This is a genomic window from Carboxylicivirga caseinilyticus (genome assembly GCF_050589785.1).
In the GTDB taxonomy this organism is placed as follows: Bacteria; Bacteroidota; Bacteroidia; order Bacteroidales; family Marinilabiliaceae; genus Carboxylicivirga; species Carboxylicivirga caseinilyticus.
Genome location: NZ_JBNGOX010000001.1, coordinates 1 through 18,392 on the forward strand (window position 1 = coordinate 1; position 18,392 = coordinate 18,392).

Annotated in this window: 16 protein-coding genes; 11 read left to right on the plus strand and 5 right to left on the minus strand. The window is 36.3% G+C overall.

Annotation, left to right across the window (positions count from 1 at the left end):
- Positions 1-185 precede the first annotated feature (185 nt).
- The 4 genes from ACRD62_RS00005 to ACRD62_RS00020 all read left to right on the plus strand — a co-directional run bounded on the left by ACRD62_RS00005 (position 186) and on the right by ACRD62_RS00020 (position 2,993).
- Positions 186-695 carry a hypothetical protein gene (locus tag ACRD62_RS00005; protein ID WP_430818063.1) on the plus strand — a complete coding sequence of 170 codons (510 nt, stop codon included), beginning with the start codon at positions 186-188 and terminating at the stop codon, positions 693-695.
- Between the two features lies 1 nt (position 696).
- Positions 697-1,119, plus strand: coding sequence for a hypothetical protein (locus tag ACRD62_RS00010; RefSeq protein WP_430818064.1), 423 nt, complete (start codon positions 697-699; stop codon positions 1,117-1,119).
- Between the two features lie 142 nt (positions 1,120-1,261).
- A complete protein-coding gene (locus ACRD62_RS00015; RefSeq protein ID WP_430818065.1) occupies positions 1,262-2,704 on the plus strand; it encodes a leucine-rich repeat domain-containing protein in 1,443 nt (480 codons plus the stop codon).
- A gap of 139 nt (positions 2,705-2,843) precedes the next feature.
- The gene (locus ACRD62_RS00020; RefSeq protein WP_430818066.1) at positions 2,844-2,993 is read left to right on the plus strand and encodes a PspC domain-containing protein; all 150 of its coding nucleotides are present in this window, start codon (positions 2,844-2,846) and stop codon (positions 2,991-2,993) included.
- A gap of 75 nt (positions 2,994-3,068) precedes the next feature.
- Here the strand turns inward: ACRD62_RS00020 and ACRD62_RS00025 are convergent, their stop codons facing one another.
- The 4 genes from ACRD62_RS00025 to ACRD62_RS00040 form a co-directional block, all read right to left on the minus strand.
- Entirely contained in the window at positions 3,069-3,521 is a 453-nt protein-coding gene (locus ACRD62_RS00025; RefSeq protein ID WP_430818067.1) for a nuclear transport factor 2 family protein, read from the minus strand.
- A gap of 11 nt (positions 3,522-3,532) precedes the next feature.
- Complete coding sequence (locus tag ACRD62_RS00030) at positions 3,533-4,051, minus strand: nuclear transport factor 2 family protein (RefSeq protein ID WP_430818068.1); 519 nt, start codon at positions 4,049-4,051, stop codon at positions 3,533-3,535.
- A gap of 153 nt (positions 4,052-4,204) precedes the next feature.
- Positions 4,205-4,585 (minus strand): hypothetical protein, encoded by a 381-nt coding sequence (locus ACRD62_RS00035; protein WP_430818069.1) that lies wholly within the window; start codon positions 4,583-4,585, stop codon positions 4,205-4,207.
- Between the two features lie 238 nt (positions 4,586-4,823).
- Positions 4,824-6,035, minus strand: a complete 1,212-nt coding sequence (locus ACRD62_RS00040) for a dicarboxylate/amino acid:cation symporter (RefSeq protein ID WP_430818070.1) — start codon at positions 6,033-6,035, stop codon at positions 4,824-4,826.
- 147 nt (positions 6,036-6,182) lie between these two features.
- On the opposite strand from ACRD62_RS00040, the gene dnaG reads away from it, so the two are divergent.
- From dnaG to ACRD62_RS00060, 4 genes are read left to right on the plus strand one after another with little or no spacing between them, the layout of a single operon-like run.
- Entirely contained in the window at positions 6,183-8,126 is a 1,944-nt protein-coding gene (gene dnaG / locus ACRD62_RS00045; protein ID WP_430818071.1) for a DNA primase, read from the plus strand.
- 21 nt (positions 8,127-8,147) lie between these two features.
- Positions 8,148-8,675: a pyridoxamine 5'-phosphate oxidase family protein gene (locus tag ACRD62_RS00050; RefSeq protein ID WP_430818072.1), complete on the plus strand. Its 528-nt coding sequence runs from the start codon at positions 8,148-8,150 to the stop codon at positions 8,673-8,675.
- A 58-nt stretch (positions 8,676-8,733) separates the two neighbouring features.
- Complete coding sequence (locus tag ACRD62_RS00055) at positions 8,734-9,429, plus strand: hypothetical protein (RefSeq protein WP_430818073.1); 696 nt, start codon at positions 8,734-8,736, stop codon at positions 9,427-9,429.
- 5 nt (positions 9,430-9,434) lie between these two features.
- Entirely contained in the window at positions 9,435-10,667 is a 1,233-nt protein-coding gene (locus tag ACRD62_RS00060; protein ID WP_430818074.1) for a nucleoside recognition domain-containing protein, read from the plus strand.
- Here the strand turns inward: ACRD62_RS00060 and ACRD62_RS00065 are convergent.
- Positions 10,664-12,334, minus strand: a complete 1,671-nt coding sequence (locus ACRD62_RS00065) for an ATP-binding protein (protein ID WP_430818075.1) — start codon at positions 12,332-12,334, stop codon at positions 10,664-10,666. The genes ACRD62_RS00060 and ACRD62_RS00065 overlap by 4 nt on opposite strands.
- Before the next feature lie 369 nt (positions 12,335-12,703).
- Between ACRD62_RS00065 and ACRD62_RS00070 the strand changes: the two genes are divergently transcribed.
- Genes ACRD62_RS00070 through ACRD62_RS00080 form a run of 3 tightly spaced genes read left to right on the plus strand, consistent with a single transcriptional unit; the run spans position 12,704 to position 18,388 of the window.
- A complete protein-coding gene (locus ACRD62_RS00070; protein ID WP_430818076.1) occupies positions 12,704-15,661 on the plus strand; it encodes a SusC/RagA family TonB-linked outer membrane protein in 2,958 nt (985 codons plus the stop codon).
- Positions 15,662-15,710: 49 nt separating this feature from the next.
- A complete protein-coding gene (locus ACRD62_RS00075) occupies positions 15,711-17,369 on the plus strand; it encodes a RagB/SusD family nutrient uptake outer membrane protein (RefSeq protein ID WP_430818077.1) in 1,659 nt (552 codons plus the stop codon).
- Positions 17,370-17,389: 20 nt separating this feature from the next.
- Positions 17,390-18,388 carry a DUF4859 domain-containing protein gene (locus tag ACRD62_RS00080; RefSeq protein WP_430818078.1) on the plus strand — a complete coding sequence of 333 codons (999 nt, stop codon included), beginning with the start codon at positions 17,390-17,392 and terminating at the stop codon, positions 18,386-18,388.
- Positions 18,389-18,392 lie beyond the last annotated feature (4 nt).

Consider the following 18,392-nt stretch of genomic DNA (forward strand, 5'->3'; position numbering starts at 1 on the left):
TTGGTGTTAATTATTTAAATTTCAGATACTTAAATATAATCAAAACCTTGTTTATTTCCTTGTAAATCAGTCAGTTTTTATTTCGAACTCAGGTTATTAGCATAATATATACTTTTTGCTATTTTTATATTGTTTATTAAAAACATCATACTCAAAATAACCTTTCAACCTTAATAATAATTACCATGACAAAAAAGGACTTCTTTATTCTTATCATTAAACTATTTGGTTTATACTCAGTAATAACTTCAGCCTTTATCACAATACCTCAGAATATTTCCCTTCTTATGATGGATTTTAATCTGGTATCCTTAATTTTTATTAGCCTGGCTGTGGCAATACCTATTACTTTATTTGTTTTCCTTATCTTCAAATCTCATCGTATCGCGAGAATGCTGAAACTGGAACAGGGTTTTGATACTGATACTTTAGAGCTTGGAAAGCTTAATTCTAATGAGATTGTTAAAATTGCTGTATTAATAATTGGGGGTATTATGATTCTAAATAATTTACCTCATTTTATTTTTCAGTCAGTCAGCTGGTTTCAGTCAGAAATGAGAAACAATATTCTTAACACTCCCGATAATTGGAAATGGTTTGTAAGTGGATTTAATATTACAATTGGTTATCTTTTAATAACGAATGTAAGACTGGTTGTAAAGATCTTAAACTACAAAACCAAAAAATTGGATTAGTATGATAATTAAAAAAGCTTTACACCAGGAAAATATGGTTCAGCTTTTTTTAAAACTGGAGTTAGCTAATTCTCAGGAAAAGGAAATAATACTGGCTGAAATTGAAAGACGAAATCTTTCTGAAGAAGAAATGAATCGTGCTAAAAAAGAATATAAAAGTTTCAAAAAATATCTTGAAGAAGAAGCCAGCAAACCTTTACCCCGGTACTGGAAAGTAAGTTGTATTATGGTACCTTTTTCTGCCAGTGAATCATTTGGAAATAACAAACTAAATGAGAGAGATTTTGTAATGATCAATTCAACACATAACACACTACAACGAAAAGAAATATATAGATACAGTAAAATAGGCTTAATCATTTACGGTCTCATTATCATACCACTAATAATTGCTAGGATAGTCACGCAAATATTTTTTAGATAAATAGTCTTCTTTCCATACAATTTTAATAGATAATATTCTATGCTTTCAAATCTACAACACACTGTTATTTTGAGCGTTGTAACCTTTAAGATAAATGGCAGTATACATTGCAGTTGACCGATATGAAAGAAAACTAAAACAAATGAAAAAAACTGCATTACTATTACTGATCAGCTTATTTGCTATCACAACTTTCTCGCAAAAAATAGAAGATATTGTTGTCGAAACCTCTTATTTAACCTATCCACGAATACCTGTTAAAGACATTAATTGGAGCAGCTTAAAAGCTGAGGTTGCTCATTCCGAAATCAGCGTTGGTGATAAAGCCATATTGAAAGGGTCCAATCTCTGTAAGGCTAAAGGTGCCAGCTTAAAAGATGCGAAAGTTATCGAAAACTTTTATTACAGTATAAAATACACCACTCCATCAGCTATTTTGGTCTTAACCGATAATTCCGGCAAAGTATTGTTCAGTAAATATACATCTGAGAGTGGCGAATCAAGCGTTTTATTTGGAAAAGATGAATGTTACTTTCTTGAACAAATCCTAACGGATGTATGGAAAAAACAGGAAGAAGGGTTTGTAAATGACGTTGCGACTGACGAATATAAGGCTGTGCAAACTACTGCACAAAACTACATGGATGAGGCAGTAATCTTCCGATATGTTCCTGAAAGTGTAGAGGTATTTAGTCCAAAGACCAACAAAGATCACAATTATGATCGATTGACTGAAATAGCTCAACAAGCTGCGAAGGGATATGAGTTATTGAAAGATGATTACCAAAATGCAGAAGGTAAGGCCTTACTAGAAAAGTCTATCACAGAGTGGGAGAAGGAGCTGGAAGCTACTGACCTGAATGACCGTAAATCGCGAATCAATAAGAAAGTTGCCGGAACATTAAGAGCTAATATTGCATTGGCCTATGCGTATCTTCAGGAATTTGACAAGGCCATTATACAGTCGCGTAAAGCACTAACTATTTATACAGGAACAACCAATAACAGAACCCTCAAATGGGAAGCTTTGAATGACAGATGTCGCGAACAAAACACTTATTACCTGATGAATAAAGATGCTCAGGTAGATTTGACTGAGCATAAAATTATGGTAGAAAACAGGGGTTTGGAAGAATTCGATTCATTTAAAACTCAATACAAAACTTATGCTGCCAACCAACAGGGTGCAGAAATTATGGCTGCCAAAGATGCCCATGATAAAGCTGTTGAATCAGGAGAAATAAATAAATACGAAGGGATGATTACACAAACAGCCACACAAGGCTATATGTTAATGTATATGTCCTTTCAAAAGCTGGGAGAATTTCCTGTTGAGGTTTGTGAACTAACGCAACTAAACCAGATTTACTTTAGCAATCAAGGCATTAACAGCATTCCTCCTGAAATTAAGAATCTTAAAAATCTGAATAAACTAACCTTATCCAATAATAATATTTCGATAATTCCTGATGAGATTGGAGAGTTGACCGAATTAAAAACACTGAATTTAAAAGGGAATCCTCTTCCTCAAAGCGAATTGGATAAACTAGCCCGTTTATTACCAAACTGTAAAGTAAAGTTTTAGAAAATAAACATAAAAAATAGAAGGTCATCCAAATTTAAACGGATGACCTTTTTTATTGGCCTTCTTTCCGACAATGCATAAATTATTACTTCAAATATTGTACATTTAAACACATTAAATAACCTTTAGCTTTAATAGTATGATTTTAGGAGTTTGTAAATGGCTCAGCTATAAACTTGGCTGGGATGTAACAATTATTAGAATTGCTTTTGTAATCGCAGCCTTGTTTTTTGGTACAGGAGTAGGTTTATATCTAATACTTTGGATAGTTAAAATTCTTTCGAAATAATCTATGAATAATAAACAATTGCCGATAGGTCGAACCTACCGGCAACAAGTGAATGAGATATTCCAAACCAATATTTTATGAGTTTCTCATTGCTTCATCAATTTTCATTACCTGTTCATTCGAAGTTATCATTCCCCAGTTGACAAAGTCCATTTTCCATTCATCATTTTCCAGAATCCAGTTTACTGTCATTCGGTATGACATTGTTTTGGAAAACAAAGGCTCAAAAAATTCTTCAATACTGGTGGCCGAGTTTGCATCATGATACACCCGAACAATGCGTTTATCAATGTTATAAGTAAGATTCTGATTCAAATGCCGCGCAAATTCAGTGGCGTCTTTGATAAAACCGTATTTATCAACAACCTCAGTCTGGTCAGTACCCATATATAGCATCTCTTCCGACATCATATTGCTCACCGTTTCAATATCCCATGTTTTAAAGGCTTCATGAAACTTATCCAACAAAGAATGAATTTCCTGCTGAACTATTTTTAAATCAATCTTCTCGTTATGCGTTGCTTTCATAGTAAAGTATTTTAATCAGTAACCGGTTCTTCTTTTAGTGCAGTGTTTATGGTAGCAATATCTTCGTTGTAGGGTATAAAAGCCCAATCCATGAAATTGATCTTCCAGCTCATATCAGATTTAATCCAGTTGGTTGTTAACCTAAATGGCATTTCTTCACTCCAGTATGGAATATAGAATTGCTCAACAACAATACATGATAATCCATCTTTCGAAACCTTTAGAACACGTTTATCGATATCATATTCAAACTGATCCGAAGTATTTTGTTTTGCTTCTTCCCACAACCCGATTAGCTTATTTTTATCCCAAAACTCTGTAGGATCTGAACCTATGAATAATCCATCATCATCCATCATGCTTGATAATCGGTCGATTTTAAGTTCAACAAATACAGAATGAAATTCATCAAGAAGTGCGGTAATTTCCTTTTCAACCACTTTAGTGTCCACTTCACTTTTAGGAGGATTGGGAGCACACGATACAAGAACAGCCACTCCCACCATAACTACAAATAATTTTAAGTTCATTTTGCTATTTTTTTGGGGTTCAACACAATCATTTACAGATCAATAATTTTTTGAATGAATGCAAGTTACAACCCAAAGCAAAACCTTGTCAATAAATGCAAGACACAAAAAAAGATTGCCTTTCGACAATCTTTCTCTTTTAAGGGTATGAGATCATTCACACGGAGGTCTGAAATTCCCATTCATTGAAACCCACTGAAGATTGGTAACAATACCTTCTTCACCGACCACTCTCATTAAGATTATCTGACCAATCTTCACATAATTTTCAACTCTTACAAAATGATAACGCTTACCACTGACCAAACCATAAACATCGCTTTGTTTAACGCTAAAGTGAGCAGCATTACCATTTTCAACCACTTGAAAAACAACGGTACCTACCAGCTGTTCTCCGGCACACATACAATAGAAATCAATTGCAAAAGGCATTTCATAGGCCTTACTGTTTGACTCCGGGTTATTAGCACTTGTACTTAACACCATCATAAAAGATAGCAACACACCCATTGTCCATTTTACCAATGCTTTCATAATAACATGTTTTAAAGTTCGCAATACAAATGTCCTTCAAAGCATGTTGCATCGTTAGCAATAAGGTTTCAGAATTTTTCGATCATGTTGCAAAAACAGAAAGCATGTTTCATTAAAGAAATAAAGTAGTACTTAGAAAATAAAAGAGGTCCTTTTCTCAAAGAACCTCAAATTATTTCTAAGAATGAAATATCAACACTAACAAAAAGACCTCTGTGACTATAGACCTTATTACCTGCTATTTATTAAACTTATCCACGATAACTGCGCAGGCTGCGTCACCTGTAATATTTAACATGGTTCGCAACATATCAAAAACTCTGTCCAGGGCATAGAGTAAAGGCAGACCGGCAATTGGAATATCAGCTGAAACCAAAACGGCAATCACCAGTAAAGATGGCCCTGGTACACCTGCCTGACCAATTGATCCCACTGTTGATGTCATAATAATGGCCAGGTATTGTGTCATGGTAAGATCAACATCAAACAACTGTGCAAAAAACACCGCCACCAATGCATAATACATGGCACTACCCGTCATGTTAATGGTAGCACCCAATGGTAATACAAACCCTGTTGTAGCTTTCGTAACATTAAGTTCCTCCTCACATATTTCCATATTTACCGGTAAAGTGGCCATTGACGAACTGGTTGATAAAGCTACAATCTGAGCCTTAGGCATCTTGGATATAAATTTTCGGATCGAAGCTTTTGAAAATAACTTCAATGTTAAAGGATACATGACCAGTAACAGAATGATACCTCCCAGGATATTAACCCATAATAAATCGAGCGCCATGGATAAAAGGTCAAAGCCAAAAGCTCCAACGGATGAAGCCATTAAGCCAAATACTCCAACAGGAGCTGTCCACATCACAATTTTAATCATCCAGATCAATGCTTCAACCAGGTAGTTCATTCCATTCATCAGTGGCTCCTTTTTGTTTTTCGGTAATGTAGAAATACCAATACCCAGAAATAACCCAAAGAAAATGATTTGAAGAATGTTACCACTAACAAGTGATTCAATTGGGTTAGCAGGAATGATGGATATAATCGTATCCCAGAATCCAGCTGAAGAATGAACAGGCGCAGCTTCCTGTGGAAACATAGCCAACACTTTTTCAGGTTCCAATCCTTTACCCGGCTTCCAAATTTCGCCCAACAACAAACCCAACGATATTGAAATGACAGTTGTGACAATAAAATAAGCAATGGTACTTAATCCAATCTTACCGGCAGATTTGGTAGCTCCCAAAGAAGCAGCCCCGGAAATGATAGAAACAGCCACCAAAGGAATGACCAGCATTTTAATTAACTGAATAAAAAGATCGCCAAGGGGGGAGAAAATGGAAGCTTTGGGTCCCATAAAAATACCTACAGCCACCCCAACAATCATTGCTACTAAAATCTGAAATCCTAAATTCTTGATTAATTTTTTGAACGTCATTCCTGTTTATTCTTATCTGTTTTTAATTGGCGCGTAAGTTCGTAAGAATTTTTTAGGTATCAACAGCCCTTGTTCGTTTTAATACCAACCTGTTTATTCTTATCTTTGGCGCTTGCATCTGCACACTTCAAATTGATACCAGCGTAAATGATTGATCAGGTAACCATCGATAAAATATTGGAGACCGCCAACAGCCAGATTGTTGACGTGGTGTCTGATTATGTTACCCTGCGTCGTCGTGGAATAAATTATTTAGGTAATTGTCCCTTCCATAACGAAAAAACACCTTCATTTACGGTTTCGCCACATAAAGGTATTTTTAAGTGCTTTGGTTGTGGTGAAGGAGGTAATTCCCTCAATTTTATCATGAAGCATGATCAACTTTCTTTTGTTGAGGCCATCAAAGCTTTGGGTAAGAAGTTCAATATTCATGTCGAAGAAGAAGAATACTCGCCCGAACAGCAAAAACAGCGCAACGAACGTGAAAGCATGATGGTTCTGAGCGAATTTGCGGGTAAGTACTTCACAAAGATGCTTAATGAAACAGATGAAGGCAAATCTGTTGGACTTGGATATTTTCGTAGTCGCGGTTTTCGCGACGACATCATTCATAAATTTGATCTAGGCTATTCGCCTGAGAAAAAAGATGCTCTTACCGAAGAGGCCGTCAAACAGGGCTATAGGCTTGAATACCTTGAAAAAACAGGACTATCCATTGTACGCGATGATTACAAAGCAGATCGTTTCAGAGGTCGAGTAATGTTTCCTATTCACAGCCTGGCTGGTAAAGTAATTGCATTTGGAGGTCGTATTCTGAAAACAGATGCCAAAACAGCGAAATACCTCAACTCGCCGGAGTCTGAAATCTATCACAAGAGTCGTGTACTTTACGGTATTTATCAGGCAAAGCAGGAAATAACACGTCAGGATATGTGTTACCTGGTTGAGGGCTATACCGATGTTTTATCATTTCATCAGGCCGGCATAACCAATGTAGTTGCATCATCGGGTACAGCTCTGACTCCGGATCAGATAAGGCTAATTTCGAGGTTCACTAAAAATATCACCATTATTTATGATGGGGACCCGGCTGGTATAAAAGCGTCGCTTCGTGGAATCGATCTTGTCCTGGCCGAAGGTATGAATGTAAAGGTTCTTTTATTGCCCGATGGAGAAGACCCTGACACCTTTGCCAAAGAACGAAGTGAAGAAGAACTGACACAATATATTAAGGAGAATCAGAAGGACTTTATCAAGTTTAAAACTTCGTTGCTTTTGGAAGATGCCCAAAACGACCCCATTAAAAGGGCTCAATTGATACAGGATATTGTACGAAGTATATCTACCATTCCCGACTCAATTATTCGTTCGGTTTATGTAAAAGAGTGCAGCAGCCTGTTAAAGGTTGATGAACGTGTTTTGGTTCAGGAAACAGGCAAGTTACAACGTCAGAAGCTGGAAGAAAACTTTCGCAGGAGTACTACCAGTAACGAGCGTCCGGTTGGATATGAAAAACCTTCTACACCACAAACTCCGGCAAACACCAATCCATTTGAATTGGAAGAACGCGAGGTTCTCCGGTTTATGGTAAAACATGGTGAAAAACTGTTGTCTGATTTAACTGAGGATGGACAGAAAGTTACAGTAGGTCAGTACATCATTCATGAACTGAAGCAGGATGATCTTTTAAGCATCAATCCTCTTTACAATAAAATGATGGAAGCTTATGAGGTGGTTTGCCATGATCCTGAGGTAATAGCACAGAAATTTTTTGTGAACAATGCCGATACCGACCTGAGTCGTCTGGCATCAGACCTGATTGGGAAAGAATACCAGTTAAGCAGAATTCATGAAAAATTCGGGAAGGTAACACACGAAGAAGAAATTTATCAGGACCTGGTAATGAAGGTTGTTGCTGAACTGAAATGGAAAAAAGTAAAGGTTGTTTTAAAGGAAAAACGGTCACAATTACAACACATTGGGGCTAACGCTTCTGAAGAAGAGTTGATGGAGCTGATGAAGGAGATTAATACATGGCAAATGGTATTAGCTCACATCTCAAAAGAATTAGGCGGCCGAACCATAGTTTGATAAAAATAAAAAACATATACCATGCAAACACTTAACCACACAGACATTGAAGTTATTGAAGCAATTATACGTAAGTGTGACATCTGTTTTATCGGGGTTGTCGATCCTGAGAATAAACCTTATGTGTTACCCATGAATTACGGATATAAAGACCAGGTTATTTACCTTCACTCTGCACCCACAGGACGCCTGATTGACATCATCGAAAAAAATAATAACATATGCATTACCTTCTCGACTGACAACGAGTTGGTTTTTCAGCACCCTGAAGTGGCCTGTAGCTACCGAATGAAATCGAAAAGTGTTGTGGTGATGGGCAAGGTTGAGTTTGTTGAAGATATGGATGAGAAGCGGGAAGCTCTTAATATCCTGATGAAAACATACAGTGAGAAGGAATTTAAATACAACGATCCTGCCGTTAAAAATGTTAAGATCTGGAAAGTTCCTATGGATGAAGTGTCCTGTAAAGAATTTGGAGCACCTCATGATGAATACCGTCTTAAAAGGGATCTTGAAGATTTGAAAAACCACCCAAGAAATAAAGCCTAACCAATTTTTAGCTATATTCAACGTTCTATTTGTACTTAAACCTCAGAATTGACGCTTTATGAAGAAAGCATTTTTGTTGTTCTCTTTTTCGCTATTCGTAACTTTTATATTTGCACAAAACGATAAAGAGACTAAATTAAAAACCATTTATAACCAAGGCTTTAACAACGACAAGAGCACCGATGATTTTGAGTTTTCAAATGAAGGTAAATGGTTAATCAGTAAGATGGGAAAACCCGGCAAATCGCTTAAATGTTCAGGAAAAGGTGATTACACCAGTGCTCATGAGGGCCCATCAATAATTGCAGTTTTGAAAAATTATGTAGTCTCCAGCTTTGAATTGGAGATGACTATTCAACAAAACGGAAAAAATTTCGATTTACTTGATTTTTGCATCTTCTTTGGCATAAAAGACAAAGAACATTATTGTTATGCTCAGATTGCCGGGCATGCTGATAAAAAGACACACAATATTTTTAAAGTTGACGGATCAAAACCTGAAGTAACAGGCCAAAGTCTGAATAAAGGTGTATTGTGGGGCATTAATGAATGGCATAATGTAAAGGTGATCAGAGATGCTGATGAAAAAACAGTAAAAGTATATTTCGATGATGAATTAATACTGGAATCAAGCGATGAGTCTTTTGAACCCGGATTCATTGGTTTTGGGTCAACAAGCAGTGCTTTAAAAGTGGATAACATTAAACTATCTACAACCGAATTTACTGAAAACACAACCTCCATTTTTAAATAAACCCTATGGCACTGAATTATTTGTGGATTGCTTTCTTTTTAATTGCTTTTGTGGTTGGACTGGTACGACTGATATTTTTTGGCGATATGGAAGTTTTCCCCAATATGATCAATGCCACATTTGATAGTGCTAAAACCGGTTTTGATATATCCCTTGGATTGACCGGAGCACTCACCTTATGGATGGGACTAATGAAAGTTGGTGAAAAAGGAGGCATGGTACAACTTATGTCAAGACTTATCGGTCCTTTCTTCAGTCGTCTCTTCCCTGAATTGCCTAAAAATCACCCTGCCTATGGAAGCATGATGATGAACATTGCTGCCAATATGTTGGGGCTCGATAACGCTGCAACACCAGTAGGCTTAAAAGCCATGAAAGAATTGCAGGAATCAAACCCGCATAAAGACACTGCATCCAATGCTCAGATCATGTTTCTGGTCCTTAACACAAGTGGGCTAACCATCATCCCGATAAGTGTTATGGCAATACGTGCAACAAAAGGAGCTGTTAACCCATCAGATATATTTCTACCCATCCTGTTAGCTACCTTTTTCAGCACTTTAGTTGGAATTATTTCGGTTTCTGTAGTTCAGAAAATCAATCTTTTTGATAAAGTTATCCTTGCCTATCTTGGTGGTTTTATCACTTTAATCGGAGGTCTTATCTGGTATCTTTCAACCTTACCTCGAGAAATGATTAATACTGTTTCATTGTTGGGTGCCAACCTTTTACTTTTTTCCATTATTGTTGCATTTATCGTAATGGCTTTACGTAAAAAAGAAAATGTGTATGACGCATTTATCGAAGGAGCCAAAGAAGGTTTTGGTATAGCCATAAAAATCATTCCATTCCTGGTTGCCATTTTAGTGGCAATTGGTGTGTTTCGTGTATCAGGAACAATGGATTTTATTGTTAATGGTATTGGAGATGCATTTGCTTATATGGGTTTGGATGCTCGTTTTGTTGATGCACTTCCGACAGCTTTTATGAAACCTTTGAGCGGAGGAGCTGCCCGTGGTATGATGGTAGATGCCATTCATACTTTTGGTGTAGATTCTTTTGTTGGTAAGGTAGCAAGTACCATTCAAGGTTCCACAGATACTACCTTCTATGTATTAGCTGTATATTTTGGATCGGTAGGCGTTAAGAGAACACGCCACGCAGTTGGATGTGGTTTATTGGCCGACCTTGCAGGAATAGTGGCCTCCATCTGGCTGGCTTACCTTTTCTTTGGTTAAGCAGAAATATGTGAAAGAATATTTTCTTGTGAATGAGGCTGCTTACAAGGTATTTCGATATAAAAAGTACTACCGGATTCAGGTTCTGATTCAAGCCAGATAATACCTCCCAGCATTTTTACATATTCTTTGGTAATAGATAAACCAAGACCCGATCCTTCAAATTCGCTTGAATAAGAGATATCAGCTCGCACAAACTGATTAAAAATCACTTCCTGTTTATCCTTACTGATACCAATACCTGTATCACTTATTGCAAATCGGGCAAAGGTTTCTGAAATAGAAAAATTGATGGTTACCTTACCTTTATATGTAAACTTAATTGCATTCTTTAGTAAGTTGGTTAAAATGGAATGAAGCTTATATTCATCCGTTCTTATTTTACAAGGATGGATACAATCACCTTTTTCAACCACCAACTCAATACCTTTCTCTTTTGCTTCAACACTGAAAAACTCACCAATTTCTTGAATCATCTGCTTCAGATCCAGATCCTTTAGTATTAGCTTTTCAGCACCTGATTCTATTTTAGATATATCAATGATGTTATTGATGGTTGACAACATTCGGGCACCACTTTTCTGAATCAGACTTATATAATAGCTCTGTTCTTCCGACCCGTAATCAGCAGACTTAAGCAATTCTGAGAATCCAAGAATACCATTCATTGGAGTACGAATCTCATGACTCATATTAGCCAAAAAAGCAGATTTCATCTGGTCGCTCACTTCTGCTCGTACCTTTGCTATTTCAAGCTCCTGTCGAATTATATTATTCAGTTCTAACTGATGTTGCAGATGTTTGGTTTTCTGCCTCACCTGCTTCTTTAACAACCGATTGAAAAACAGTAATATTCCGATAATAAGACTTAATACAATACCACCAATGATGATATCTTTAATATAGTATCTCCAACTATTAACTGGTTTATCAAACTCCCTGATCCACTTGTCATATATTTGCTGGTAAGTACCATTAGCCATAATGATTTCCAAACCATTATTTAGTATCTCGGCCAGTTCGGGATATTCGCTGCTTACCTTAAAGCCCATATTTCTTTCCAGAAACACATCATTGGTAGCCTGTACAAAATTGAAATTCAAATTCTTTGCAAAATACTTGCCGGCATTTTTCTGAGCTATTGCACACACAACATCTTCTCGTTGTAAAGCTTTAAACAGCTCTTCATAATTATTGACGAAAATAAAATCGGAATTAGGATTTAGCGAAAGCATATAATGCTCAAGAACATCATTCTCCCAAAGCACCACTTTAGGTCGCTGTTCTGTTCTTATATCTTCAACAGATAAAAAGGATCGATAATCACTATTGTAGAAAAAACAATGACTGGTACTTATTACTGAACGTGTATAAAAGTATTTTTCATCCGATGAACCGGGATAATGTACGCCGGCTACAGCCTGTATTTCACCTGAATCTAATAAACTGACAATTTCCTCCCAATCACCAATAGAGATCTTAATCCGATTATCATAGATGTTATTAATTGCTTTTATGATATCAATATTAAAACCAACCATCTCACCATTAGTGTTATAAAAATGATAGGGTGGATAATTATGGCTGACCATAACATGATATTGTCCCATTGCATTCAATCTGGGCAATATCAGGGTAAATAAAAGAATGTAAAATATGGTCCGCATTCCAAAAAACAATTTTATAGAAAATTCAGGTGTTTATTTTTTCCAGAGTTATTTACGATCAATCTTATAAATCGTTACACTATTTACATATTAATGCCTTTTTAAGAAAGTAATTCTCAATTGAGCACATATTTCTTTTTCAACCCTGAAGTTCTGCGAAAATAAAACACTTTTAAACATTATTGCTATTCAGAATTAAATAAATCAACCAACACAAACCTCATATAGTTGTTTTTCTGTTTATTACGAGTTTTACATTTTTTCACATTTACACATTTGTGCAAGTTTAAAAACCATTTGTGTAAGGGTGTAGCTTCCATTCGTAGGTAAATTCGACGAAAATATTGTTCACATTAAACCACCAAATTTATGAATGACAAAATCAAACGATCTGTTAGAACATATTGTAATCCAATATCATTTTTTTTGATACTGGGTTTTGTTCTTACTTCATCAACCCTTTTCGCTCAAAACAGAGTTGAAGGAGTAATTTATGATGAAACGAATACACCCTTGCCAGGAGCTGCCATAATGATTAAAGGCACAAGCGAAGGAACTATTACCGACATGGATGGTAAGTTTAGTATTGACGCTAACTCATCAGATGTTTTAGTAATTTCTTTTATTGGCTATAAAAACTATGAAATTACAGTGGCTACACAAACCTTTATTACCATCAGCCTTCAACCAGAATCTGTTGGCCTGGATGAAATTGTTGCCATTGGTTATGGAACACAAAGGAAAGGAGATATAACAAGTGCCATCGCCAGTGTTAAATCAGAGGACTTTTTAGTGGGTAATGTTCAAAATGCCGCCGATCTGATTAAAGGTCAGGTTGCTGGTTTGGTAATCACCAAAGCATCCGGAGACCCTAATGCCTCATCAAGCATTAATATCAGAGGTATGGTATCGTTAATAGGAAGCTCAAATCCTCTTGTACTGGTAGATGGAATACCTGGTGATTTAAATACGGTTGCTCCGGAAAACATAGCCTCCATCGATGTATTAAAAGATGCTTCTGCAGCAGCTATTTACGGAACACGTGGAGCCGGTGGGGTAATAATTATAACCACTAAAGGAGGACAGCGTCAGGGCAAACCGGTTGTTTCTTATGATGGATATTATACCACTTCTGAGTTTTACAAAAAAGCTGAGTTTATGGGTCCGGAAGACATAAGAAATGGATTAACAGCTTTTAAAGATGCCGGATACGATACCGATTGGCTAAAAGGAATATCGCAAAACGCCTACACTCATAACCACAGTATTAGTGTTACCGGAGGAACTGACAATGCAACTTATGCTGCAAATGTTACTTATCGTGAGGAAGAAGGAATTATTAAATCAACAGGAAACAATACCCTTAAAGTAAACTTTGATTTAAATCAGTACTTTCTTGACGATATGCTTAAACTTAATTTAAACATAGTAAAAGGCATTAGAAAATATGATCTTGCTGATCCGGCATATGCTTACCGTCAGGCGTTAATAAGAAACCCAACGCTACCGGTATACAACGAAGATGGAACCTATAGGGAGGATTTTACTGTTTTGCAATATTTGAACCCGGTTTCAATGTTGAATGAAAAAATTGGAGAAAACAGAAGTGAGTATACACGATTAACAAGTAATTTGACTTTTGAGCCAATAGATGGTTGGCAAACAAATCTGATGTTGGCTACGCATCGCAGTTTTTCAAATAGCAAAAGCTACACTACTTCACAATTTTATACTGCAGAAACCAATAATAGGGTTGGTGAAGCCTATCAAAGCTCATACAATGATCAGAAAGACTATTTGGAGTTAACCACTAAATATGAAAAAACATTTTCCGATCATCGCATCTCTGCATTGGCAGGATATAGTTATCAATCCAATATGCAGGAAAGTTTCTGGGCTTCAAACTATGGATTTTTAACAGATTACTACCTATACAACAATTTAGGTGCTGGAGAAGCCATTAATGATGGTAACGCCGGAATGGGAAGTGGTAAAAGTGATGACTTACTTATTGGTTTTATCGGACGTGTAAGCTACGGGTATAAAAATAAATATAATGTATTAGCGAGTATCAGACACGAAGGCTCATCAAAATTTGGTGACAATTATAAATGGGGTAACTTTCCTTCTCTTTCGTTAGGATGGACCATCAGCAATGAATCATTTATGTCATCCTTTGAATGGCTAAATAACTTAAAACTAAGATCTGGTTTCGGTGTAACAGGTGTTATACCGGGCGATCCATATTTGTCTTATCAAAGGTATTCAGGTGGCGCTAACTATTTTGATGGCACCCGTTGGAAGAGTGGAACGCAGGTTATATCCAATCCTAATCCTGATTTAAAATGGGAAGTATCAGAAGAATACAATGTTGGATTTGATGTTTCTGTTTTAAATAACAGGGTTAATGCCTCAGCAAACTATTACTGGAAAAGCACTTCAGACCTACTTTATTATTACAAGGTACCAGTACCACCATATAAATATCCTGAGATGTTGGCAAATGTTGGCGAGATGAAAAACGAAGGATTCGATATTTCGGTGAATGCCTTGCCCGTTAAGTTAAGTAACTTCCAATGGAGCACAACTATTACGGCTTCTCATAATAAAAATAAACTTGTTAGTTTATCCAACGACTTGTATGAATCAGATAATTTCTGGAATACAGCATATGCAACAGATCCAATTTCTCTGCCAACTCATCGTGTTGAAATAGGCATGTCGATGGGACAGTTCTGGGGCATGAAGTCTGTGGGTTTGACAGATGATGGCTATTGGTTAATTGAGAACCCTGAAACAGGAGAAGCTGTAAAATTTAATGATGATATTAAAGCGAGCGAAGATTACCGTCAATATTTAGGATCAGGTCTACCCAAAATAACAATTGGCTGGAACAACACCTTTACCTACAAGAGTTTTGATTTGGTTATGCAAATGAGCGGTCAGTTCGGACATAAAATCTTAAACGGTCAGAGAATGTTTTACGAAAACAATTCCATCCAATACAACCGTTTAAAAAGTGCAGCAAACGATGTATATGGTGTTGCGCCGTTAGCAAACAACCTGACTCAAACATTTGTGAGTTATTACCTGGAGGATGGAGACTATATGAAGATGGATAACATCACATTGGGCTATACCTTAAAACAAAGTAAATATCTTTCTAAAGTAAGAGTTTATGCTTCTGTAGAAAATGCATTTGTTATAACCAATTATTCAGGTTTAGATCCAGAATTAGCTACTAATTTCTTATCTGCAGGAACTGACGATAGAGATAAATATCCATCTATTCGTTCGTATACAATTGGACTTAACATCACCTTTTAACGGTTACAGAAATTATTAAGGTTTTTCAAAAACTTGAAAATAGAAAAGCATGAAAATACAATATATCACAAATAGAATAGCAGCTATATTCCTTATTGCCATAATAGGTTTTAGCTCTTGTACCGATCTTACAGAGAAACCCTTCAGCGTAATACCTGATCGTGGATATACATTTAGCAATGAAGAGATTAAGTCATTAAATGGAGATGTTTACCAGAATTTGAGATGGCTATATTGGGGTTGGAATGGAACTTTTGATATTTACGAGGAATCATCAGACTTAATTATGACTCCCCTTCGAATTGGTATTGGTTGGGGTGACTTATACGTTACCATGCATAAACATACTTACACGGCTACTACAGGTCATTTCTGGACCATATGGAATCAGGCCTATAAAACCATCAACGGATGTAATCAGTTACTGGAGTATGACATTGTTAAAAGTGCACCGGTATCTGCTGCAGAACTAAGAGGTATCAGAGGCTTATCATACTATTTATTGCTTGATAATTTTAGAAATGTACCGTTAGATACCATCTTTACGCGTGATGCCGGATTCTTGCCGGAACAAGAAGATCCTCAAAAATTGTTCAGTTTTATTGAACAGGAAATGAAAGATGTAAAAACCATCTTAAAAGACGAAGATATTCTTTATGGCCAATTCAATTATTATGCTGCCTGCATGGTTTTAGCTAAAATGTATCTTAATTATAATGCATGGTTCGGAACAAGTGACAATTCTTATTACGAAAAAGCTTACAATGAAGTAAATGAAGTAATTAATGATGGCAAATTCACCCTTTCATCAGCCTATACCGAACCTTTTATGGCTGACGGATCAACCTGCTCTGAAATTATATATGCTATCGTATACAGCAAGCAATACAATGCAACCGGCAACTACCTGTCAAATAAATGTTTACACGGTGGAAGCAAAGCAACCTTCGGTCTAAAATCTGCACCCTGGAATGGTAGTTGTGCAGTGCCACAATTCATCGACACTTACGATATGGATGATTCCAGATTTAGTGATACCTGGTTGATTGGTGAACAAAAAGACAAATCAGGAGCATCTATCACCATTGATGGTACTCCTCTTATCTATACTCAATCTGTTCATAGCATTGATAATCCCGGAGCCTATCAAATGGAAGGTGCACGTTTCCATAAATATGAAATCGTTTCAGGAGAAGATGGTACCTATGGAGATGATGTTCCATTCTTCCGTTTGACTGATGCCTATATGATTAAAGCAGAATGTTTACTTCGCTTAGGTGGATATAATGGAGAAACAGAGCAAACAGCTGCAGACATTGTTACTATGATTCGTCAAAGAGCATTTAAATCGAATCCTGAAAAAGCAATAAGAACAGTTGAGCAATTGAAAGGTCCAAGTATTTATAACTACGGACATCAGGAAAATACAGGACTTGAAGGTGAAGATGACAATTGGGTTATTACTGAAGAAGGAGGAAATGATATTGAGTTGGGTGGCCTTTTAGACGATCTTGCCTGGGAATTTGTGGGAGAACACCACCGTCGTCAGGATCTGATTCGATTTCAATTAACAAACGGAAATAATGTTTATACAGGAAAGTCACGCTTCTGTTTTGATGCTCATAACAATTCTGATAAGAATATTTTCCCATTGCCTCAGGATTTCTTAGATGCCAACTCAAAACTTGTTCAAAACCCTGGTTATTAATTCTTATTTAAAAGTAAAATATGAAAAAGATAAATATATATTTTCTGGCAACCTGCTTTTTAATAGGCTTGTATAGCTGCGAAGACTATGATGACTTTTCATCTAAACACGTCTATTCTGAAGATGAAAATCCATACCTGAGAGTAGATGCTGATGCTACAATTATTACGGATACCGAATTTGAAGTGGGTCGTTTTGAACCTTATACTATCCAACTGGATGATTATGCTGAAAAGTTCGAAACTGAAATGGGTATGACTGTTGATCAGGTAATAAGTGGTTTAAACAACGGTACTGTTTTATTTTATAATATCAATTTGAGCAGAAATATTTGGAATAAAGCTGCAAAAACAAAAGGAAGCAATGGGTGGTATTATAATTCTTCAGGGGTAATTTCTGCCGAAGGAGATAATAACCTTACCGCTACAGTTGAAGTAGACCCCAATAGCAAAACCCTTATTGTTAATGCATTGGAAGCTGCCAAAGCTGGAACAGTTTTTCAAATAAATGTTGGTTTTGCTGTTAATGGCCCTGATTACGATCAATATATCCGATTCCTATTTAATGTATCCATTACCGATCCATCCATTATTTTAACAAGTATTACCATACCTGCAGGAGACTACAATAACTTTGGTATTGATTTAGAACAATATGCAGATATCATTGAGTATAATATTGGTATGACTTTAGATGATTTTGTAAATAGTTTTGACCACAATGGTGGAGGTACTATTCATATGAATATGGTAGATATTGAATCAACTGAGTGGGATTTAACAAGCAGTTATACAGCCAATCCTCCGGGATACTGGTTAAACAATGAGGCAAAAGTGTGCAATTGGGGCGAAACAGGATTCTCTTTATATGCAGAGACTAATTTAAGTGATAAGGTTTTGTATATCGGAAGAGCACCTGAACTTGCATCTGGTAATAAATATAACCTGAGTGTTGGTTATCGGGATACATCTGATGATTCAAAATTCTTTAGATTTATAATTACTGCCACCCTTGAATAATATT

Excerpts from the sequence above, each read along its gene's own strand:
- ACRD62_RS00030 (WP_430818068.1), bottom strand. The coding sequence starts at position 4,051 with ATGAACTTAAAATTATTTGTAGTTATGGTGGGAGTGGCTGTTCTTGTA.
- ACRD62_RS00080 (WP_430818078.1), top strand. The coding sequence starts at position 17,390 with ATGAAAAAGATAAATATATATTTTCTGGCAACCTGCTTTTTAATAGGC.
- ACRD62_RS00075 (WP_430818077.1), top strand. The coding sequence starts at position 15,711 with ATGAAAATACAATATATCACAAATAGAATAGCAGCTATATTCCTTATT.
- ACRD62_RS00055 (WP_430818073.1), top strand. The coding sequence starts at position 8,734 with ATGAAGAAAGCATTTTTGTTGTTCTCTTTTTCGCTATTCGTAACTTTT.
- ACRD62_RS00010 (WP_430818064.1), top strand. The coding sequence starts at position 697 with ATGATAATTAAAAAAGCTTTACACCAGGAAAATATGGTTCAGCTTTTT.
- ACRD62_RS00040 (WP_430818070.1), bottom strand. The coding sequence starts at position 6,035 with ATGACGTTCAAAAAATTAATCAAGAATTTAGGATTTCAGATTTTAGTA.
- ACRD62_RS00060 (WP_430818074.1), top strand. The coding sequence starts at position 9,435 with ATGGCACTGAATTATTTGTGGATTGCTTTCTTTTTAATTGCTTTTGTG.
- ACRD62_RS00025 (WP_430818067.1), bottom strand. The coding sequence starts at position 3,521 with ATGAAAGCAACGCATAACGAGAAGATTGATTTAAAAATAGTTCAGCAG.
- ACRD62_RS00020 (WP_430818066.1), top strand. The coding sequence starts at position 2,844 with ATGATTTTAGGAGTTTGTAAATGGCTCAGCTATAAACTTGGCTGGGAT.
- ACRD62_RS00015 (WP_430818065.1), top strand. The coding sequence starts at position 1,262 with ATGAAAAAAACTGCATTACTATTACTGATCAGCTTATTTGCTATCACA.
- ACRD62_RS00050 (WP_430818072.1), top strand. The coding sequence starts at position 8,148 with ATGCAAACACTTAACCACACAGACATTGAAGTTATTGAAGCAATTATA.
- ACRD62_RS00005 (WP_430818063.1), top strand. The coding sequence starts at position 186 with ATGACAAAAAAGGACTTCTTTATTCTTATCATTAAACTATTTGGTTTA.
- dnaG (WP_430818071.1), top strand. The coding sequence starts at position 6,183 with ATGATTGATCAGGTAACCATCGATAAAATATTGGAGACCGCCAACAGC.
- ACRD62_RS00035 (WP_430818069.1), bottom strand. The coding sequence starts at position 4,585 with ATGAAAGCATTGGTAAAATGGACAATGGGTGTGTTGCTATCTTTTATG.
- ACRD62_RS00065 (WP_430818075.1), bottom strand. The coding sequence starts at position 12,334 with ATGCGGACCATATTTTACATTCTTTTATTTACCCTGATATTGCCCAGA.
- ACRD62_RS00070 (WP_430818076.1), top strand. The coding sequence starts at position 12,704 with ATGAATGACAAAATCAAACGATCTGTTAGAACATATTGTAATCCAATA.